Origin of the sequence: Pseudoalteromonas rubra (genome assembly GCF_005887095.1) — a bacterium.
GTDB lineage: Bacteria > Pseudomonadota > Gammaproteobacteria > Enterobacterales > Alteromonadaceae > Pseudoalteromonas > Pseudoalteromonas rubra_E.
Genome location: NZ_PNCI01000040.1, coordinates 24,025 through 30,610, shown reverse-complemented (window position 1 = coordinate 30,610; position 6,586 = coordinate 24,025). Strand labels below are relative to the sequence as shown.

The 6,586-nt window shown below is 45.7% G+C and carries 5 protein-coding genes and 1 pseudogene; 4 read left to right on the top strand and 2 right to left on the bottom strand.

Going from position 1 to position 6,586, the window contains the following annotated elements; genetic code table 11:
• Window positions 1-689, top strand: a pseudogene (locus CWB99_RS24115) (ribonuclease E); the annotation flags it as partial.
• Between the two features lie 387 nt (window positions 690-1,076).
• Here the strand turns inward: CWB99_RS24115 and CWB99_RS16910 are convergent.
• Together CWB99_RS16910 and CWB99_RS16905 are read right to left on the bottom strand one after the other, a co-directional pair.
• Entirely contained in the window at window positions 1,077-2,390 is a 1,314-nt protein-coding gene (locus tag CWB99_RS16910) for a murein transglycosylase domain-containing protein (protein WP_138552817.1), read from the bottom strand.
• A 46-nt stretch (window positions 2,391-2,436) separates the two neighbouring features.
• Entirely contained in the window at window positions 2,437-3,015 is a 579-nt protein-coding gene (locus tag CWB99_RS16905) for an LPP20 family lipoprotein (protein ID WP_138552816.1), read from the bottom strand.
• A gap of 203 nt (window positions 3,016-3,218) precedes the next feature.
• Here CWB99_RS16905 and CWB99_RS16900 point away from each other — a divergent pair, with 203 nt between their 5' ends.
• From CWB99_RS16900 to CWB99_RS16890, 3 genes are read left to right on the top strand one after another with little or no spacing between them, the layout of a single operon-like run.
• Complete coding sequence (locus CWB99_RS16900) at window positions 3,219-4,928, top strand: hypothetical protein (RefSeq protein WP_138552815.1); 1,710 nt, start codon at window positions 3,219-3,221, stop codon at window positions 4,926-4,928.
• Between the two features lie 5 nt (window positions 4,929-4,933).
• Window positions 4,934-5,548, top strand: a complete 615-nt coding sequence (locus CWB99_RS16895; RefSeq protein WP_138552814.1) for a penicillin-binding protein activator LpoB — start codon at window positions 4,934-4,936, stop codon at window positions 5,546-5,548.
• Complete coding sequence (locus CWB99_RS16890; protein ID WP_138552813.1) at window positions 5,538-6,533, top strand: LPP20 family lipoprotein; 996 nt, start codon at window positions 5,538-5,540, stop codon at window positions 6,531-6,533. The genes CWB99_RS16895 and CWB99_RS16890 overlap by 11 nt, the downstream gene beginning before the upstream one ends.
• The last annotated feature ends 53 nt before the right edge of the window (window positions 6,534-6,586 follow it).

Sequence of the window (6,586 nt, the reverse complement as noted above, 5' to 3'; positions counted from 1 at the left end):
CCCCCCCCCCCCCCCGCGCCCACCTTTATTTTTTCCCCGCCCCGCCGGCATCCGCTCTGGGCACTCCTGACTGGCTTGCAGCCGATGGCGCATCAGCACCTGCTACTGAAGCCCCGCTTGAAGCACAAGCCGAAGAAGCACCTGCTACTGAAGCCCCACTTGAAGCACAAGCTGAAGAAGCAACTGCTACTGAAGCCCCGCTTAAAGCACAAGCTGAAGAAGCAACTGCTACTGAAGCCCCGCTTGAAGCACAAACTGAAGAAGCAACTGCTACTGAAGCCCCGCTTGAAGCACAAACTGAAGAAGCTTCAGCTACTGAGGCGCCAGTTGAAGAGCAAGCTGAAGAAGCATCGACTACTGAAGCCCCGGTTGAAGCACAAGCCGAAGAAGCACCTGTTGCTGAAACAGCAGTTGCTGAACACGCTCCAGCACAAGTTGAAGCGGTTGCTACCATTACTGAGTCTTCAGCTACAGCGCAGACAGTATCAGTCCGCTCTCGTTATCAATACGTCGCCGAAGCACCTATGACAAAAGCGACAGCTGATGATAGTGCCGATATCACCATTTCAGTCACTGCCATGCCTGACTCCATGCGAGAAAAGGTAAGTGATAGCGGCCAGGGCTCTGGCTCTAAGTCTCCTACAGCGCGCGCAAGCTCGGCAATGGCATCACCAGCCAGCTATGAATAAGCGCTAAGCTACACGATAAAAAGGGCCGCCTGTGCGGCCCTTTTTTAATGCCTTGAGATCTGAGTAACCAATTAAGAATAGGCCAACTCTCTTAGAAACCAACATCTAATACCAATTTGCTTAATTAAGTGTTCTATTTTGAGGCGAGAAAATAGGGTCGATAGCACCGCTCCCGCGTCCTGCTATCGCTAAAGCACCTATGCCCATATAGGCGAGGCAAAAATTTGCGAACTTATACCTTAGGTAAAGGTTCTAAATGAGAAATTTTTAACGCTGTTAGCGCCATATTTACTCCGTCAAATTGAACAGGTCTTAAGTGAAATTGGTATTACACTTCAATGAAAAGAAAATACCAGAGTCATTAATTCTGGTACTTCGTCTTTTGAGCTAAATATACAGTTTTTCAGTCGCCAACACTTTCTTCAGATAGCGACGAGTTTCATTGTAAGGTAACCCTTGCTGCAGCGCTTCAAGTACACGTTCTGGAGACAGTGAGTTAATTATTCTCGCTGCACGCTTAATATTACGCGAGCCATCCGCATTAAATACGCTGGCGACATTGCCTGCTCCCGTGTTGTATGCTGCAATCATGCAATATTTACGGCTCAATGGGTTCTTGATCGCACTAAGATAACGGTCATTGAGAAGGTGTAAATAAGCCGTGCCTGCTTCGATGTTGTTGTCCACCACATAGAGATAAGGCGGGCTCATTGGCTCATCCAGTTTGTACAAATAGCGATTGACGTCTACGCCTGCGCTGGTTGGTACTATCTGCATTAAACCAAATGCCGGGATATGTGATTTCGCCAGGGGGTTAAAGTGGCTTTCAGTATGCATGACTGCCAGCACCAGACTGGTATCGATTTCAAAGCGTTCACTCTGCTTTGCAATTTGACTTTGATACTCAGAGGCTCGTTTGTGTGCCAGGCCGTTTTTAGGCATTTTTATCCGGACCTGAGTCACTTGCTGAGGCTCAGTCTTAGAGATCTGTCTAACAGATTTTGTCAGGTTTTTGATACGCTTAGTGGCAAGCTCATCAAGTTCGGCTTTCTTTGTGACCAGCTCTTTATTTGCGGCTTCCACCAATTGCGGCTCAGTCTGCAATGCCAGTGCGGCATCGGACTGCTGCTCTGCTAACTTTTTCTGTTCCTGTGTTTGTTGCTTAATCTGTGCTTTAGCAGCGATGATAGACTTGACACGTAGCCCATTATCTATGGCGACCTGCTCTCTGTGAGTTACGCCACCCATCAAAGACTCACCACTAAGAAAAGACTGGAAGAGCGTCTCCTCGGATTGACGAAACCTTTCTATTGCCTGAGAAATTTCTTGGTCTGATATATGGGTTCCTGCATGGTGGCGCACACTGAGGATAATTTCATCATGCTCAAAGTCAACTTCCAGCCGTTCCCGGTTATCGTCAGAATAACTGACAAACTGGCTTTGGCTAGACACTTTCGCCTCTCCCCATTGCTGGATCAGCTTGTCACGAAACGCATCAAACTCCGCAAAATGTTGTTCAACATAGTCGTTGAATTCTTGCAGATGCTGCGCTTTATAGCGTTCAAATTCCGTTTGTTCCTGGGCATTGTAGTCATAAGTTTGCATTGCCGCTTCCAGTTCGTTAAACAAACTAGATGTACTGGCGACCGCTGCTGCGGCAGCAAACTGAGATGCAATCGTCAATGCAAGTATGTTTTTCACAGCCCACTCCTGTCAATGAATAGCGCACCTGGTGGTGCGCTTTCTATTAGTTTGTTAATCTGGCGATTTCTTTTTCCAGATCTTTTTCAGCTTTAAATGCTTTAAATTCTTGATACAAGAATTGCTCATCCTGAGGATTAATCTGTTGCTTGCTTTCTTTTATCAGGTCTTTAAACAGGCTTTTAGTTAACGCTGGTGATAATGTCGTCAGTGCGCAGAAATAATCTTTGCCACCAATCTCTACAACATCGGCTTTAATCACGCGTGAACCATTTAAAGTTTGCTTCGTAAGTTGCTTAGAAACAGAGCTAAATGTTGCACCAACTGTCGTCTCTTCGTTGGCATCAGTACGATTAGAGAAGGTTTTGTCTAGCCCTTCGATACGTGTTTCAATTTGCTGGGCTAATGCAAGTCTCGCATTTGCGACAGCCATTTTCTGATCTATAGAGATATTGCCAGAAAACTTTACGCAATCTGCAGCAGCGATGCCATTTTCAACGGCCGGGTTTAATACCCAGTCGGGAATATTAATCTTCGACTCAGAAGCTGTTTTTCCTCCAGTCGAGCTACAGGCTGTTAACATCCCTGCAACGAGCATAGTAGTAATAAGCGGTTTGATCTTCATGATATTGTCCTTCGAGCTATTGATTGCCTAAGCGATGATTTAAATTTAACAAAAGCCTGACTGCTTTACAGTAATAAATTGTAAGAACGATTTCTTACAATATTCAGCTTCAAAAAAAGCAAAATAATCTTTAAGTTAGTGCAAATATATCCAACTTCTTTGGTATAGTCACCGTAAACTTTATGACAAGCAAAGGAAGCGTAATGCTATCACTTCTCCGTCCCCTGCATTATCAAGCTTGGTTAACAGTGACCCTGATAGTGGTTCTGACAGGATGTAATGCAACACCCGCAAACAAAAATGCAATACTTCTTGCTCAGAACGGTCAATATGAACAAGCCAAAACAACAATTGAAACAACCTACTCTGCAACAGGTAAGAATAAGCTGTTACGCCATCTTGAATTAGGGACATTGTATCATCTGGAGCAACAGTATGAGTTGAGCAATGAGCATCTTGATACGGCCAAAGCAATCATTGAAGAGCAATATACCGTGAGCGTCTCAGAACAAGCTTTGGCCCTCTTGAGCGGCCCAACTTACACCACGTTTGCAGGCAAAGAGTTCCATCGCCCGATGATAAACGTGTTTAAAGCGTTGAACTATAATGCCCTGGCAAACCGACACCCAGCTCAGAGGCAATACTATCTGGATGCTGCTCTGGTCGAAATGCGACAACTCGATACTTATTTGTCGACTCTGACCGACGAAACAGGTGGTTATGATGGCGAGCCAAGCGGTGATGGGCTCACCGACAGCATTATGCGCGTTTTACAACCGCTTCTGGCACCGAACGACTTACTAAAAAACATCGACTACAAGGATGATGCATTTGCACATTATATCAGTGGCCTTCTGTATGAAAGCAGCAACGAGTTAGATGCAGCCCGAATTCAGTATCAAAGAGCTGCGACAGCTTTTGAGCAAGGCTTTGCTGAACAGTACAACCTAAAAACCACCGTAACAAAGCAAGCTTATCTTGATTTGGCCCGAGTCATGCGTAAGGCAGGTGGTTACGGCAATGAACTCGTCGCCCTTGAAGAAAAATGGGGCGGTGGCATGACCAAAACAAAGCAAGCAGGCCCTCGTCTTACAGTGATTCAAAATGCGGGAATTGGCCCACAGCGCAAAGAGTTTAATTTGTTACTAAAAGCGGATCACAGCGCCAAAGCACTGGTCGTGACTCCGATAGTCTGGGGTACGCCTGCAGAGCGAAAAGCTCAAATGTGGTGGTTTCAGATGCTATATGCAGATACCAGCTTGTTCGATATGATGCAAAATTATGCGACTGGTGATCTGGGAGATGTTGCAATGGGTGCGTTAACTAAGCGCCTGCCATTAGGCGACTCACTTTGGCAAAGTGCTAAGACTTCCGGATTGATTGATGCACTGGAGCACGGCAGTCGCATTGCGGTGACATATCTGGAGCCGTTTGAACAAAAAATAGAAAAAACTGAACTTTGGCTTGATGGCAAGAAAGTAACAGAGCTGGACACCTACCACTCTGTTAGTCTGCTGACCTTACAAAGCGCACTTAAAAATGCCAACACAGAGATGCAAATAGCGCTAACAAGAGAGGTTGTCAAAGCCATGACAGCGCATAAAGCAATCCAGAGTACAGGTCTTCAGGCATTTGATGGCTTTGCCAAGTTAGCAACCAGCGTTGTCAACGCGGTTACAGCAGGTGCAGACTTACGTCAATGGCAGTCACTTCCATCGCACATTAAGCTGGCACAAGTGCCGGTGACACAAGGTACAGTCAATATTACGCTCAAAACTAAACTTCGCTCAGGCAGAGTCATAGAGCAATCTGACTCATTAGAAATCAACGAAAATATGACGCTGTGGCATACTCGTACTTTTATTGAAAGTGCAAAACCCGCGGCACCATCAACTCTGTTTACAATGGAATAATTGTTATGAACTGTAAAACCACACTTTTAAAGCTAACTCCTTTGGTTGTTGCATGCAGCTTAGCCATCACTGGTTGCTCTTCCACCAAAGTACAAAGAGTAGATGCAAATCAAGAGGTTGCCCTTTCTGACAAGTGGAACGGCAAGGACTCGCAATTGGTTGCAGAGGCTATGATCAACGATATGTTGAGCTTTCCATGGGTTAACGATCACTTACAAAAAGAAGGGTCACGTCCTGCTATTATAATCCAGTCAGTACGCAATAAATCGCATCAACATATTGCAGTTGATACCTTTTTAAATGATTTAAAACGATCAATCTTACGCAGCGGCCAGGCGGACTTTGTCGCAAACAAAGATGTCCGTCAGGAAATCCGAGACGAAAGGAAAGACCAGGAGCTCAATGCCAGCCTTGAGACGCAAAATGAAATGGGTCAGGAGCAAGGCGCTGATTATGCCCTGTCAGGCACTATCAACTCTTTCGTTGACCAGCAAGGCGGCGATCGCGTGACTTTCTATCAGGTCGACCTGAGATTGATCGATATGACCACAAACCGTGAGGTATGGAATGGACAGAAGAAAATTCAAAAGCTTCAGGAGCGCTCACGCTTTGGCTTCTAAACCCCTGCTCGCCACCCTGCTAGTATCAGCAATTATCAGTGGCTGTGGAGCAAATAACGCGACTCAATCCCCTGTTGATTCTAAACCGGCATGGATCACGTCCATGCCGAGTTCTAGCTATATGATCTACGGTGTTGGCAACGCACAAAACACAGGTGATTTACAGCAGGCAAAACTGGCTGCGCAGGAGGCTGCCCGACTGGCTTTGGCAAAACAGCTCAATGTGACAATTTCCGCCACTACGCGCATCGAGCAATCAGCAACTGAGAAGTCAATGCAGTTTCATGTTGATGAACTGATCAATTCGAAGGTGCCGGATATTCATTTGCAGGGTGTTAAAATTGAAGATGAATATGTTAGTGCAGATCGACAAACCGTTTTTGCGTTAGCCGCCTTTAATCGCACCGAAGCTGCAATGCAAACAGAGTTAACGATTCGTGCACTTGATGAAGATATTACACAGTTCAGATTGGCAACCAATGGAAGTAAATCTCAACAGCTGAAACAGGCCGCAGCGCTTAAAGAGCTATTAGTTAAGCGCAGCAAGCAAAATCGTTATCTAACCCAGCTCCAGGCCGCACCACTTGCTTTGCCAGAAGCTGTTCGGGCTAAGCAAGTTGAGGCCGATGCAATCATTAACAGCATTAGCTTCAGCATTGTGGGCGATAGCCAGGCACATCGCAAAGTTCGTGACATTCTGGCAAAAGCACTAAGCTCACAGGGAATAAAAGTGACGACAGGTGATGCCGACTTTGCTCTCAAGTTTACTGTAGACTGGCAGCATATGGAAAAAACCGGTACCTTTTACAGCGTAGCTGAAAGCTACCTGGTCGTGATGGAAAACGGCGAAGAGCAGGCACACTTTAATACCAAAGTAAAAGCAGCTTCTAGCTATAAGGATACCGCCAAAAGCAATGCTATGACCAAATTAGCCGACAAATTGGGCACTCAACTGGCACAGTTTGTTGTTACTGGAAAATCCTAAGTATATCAGTCTCTATTTCCTGCATGTTAAAAAGGGCTAACTCGAGTTAGCCC

What these genes read in the sequence shown, in the direction of transcription:
- CWB99_RS16905 (WP_138552816.1), bottom strand. Translation starts at nt 3,015, where the DNA reads ATGAAGATCAAACCGCTTATTACTACTATGCTCGTTGCAGGGATGTTA.
- CWB99_RS16900 (WP_138552815.1), top strand. Translation starts at nt 3,219, where the DNA reads ATGCTATCACTTCTCCGTCCCCTGCATTATCAAGCTTGGTTAACAGTG.
- CWB99_RS16895 (WP_138552814.1), top strand. Translation starts at nt 4,934, where the DNA reads ATGAACTGTAAAACCACACTTTTAAAGCTAACTCCTTTGGTTGTTGCA.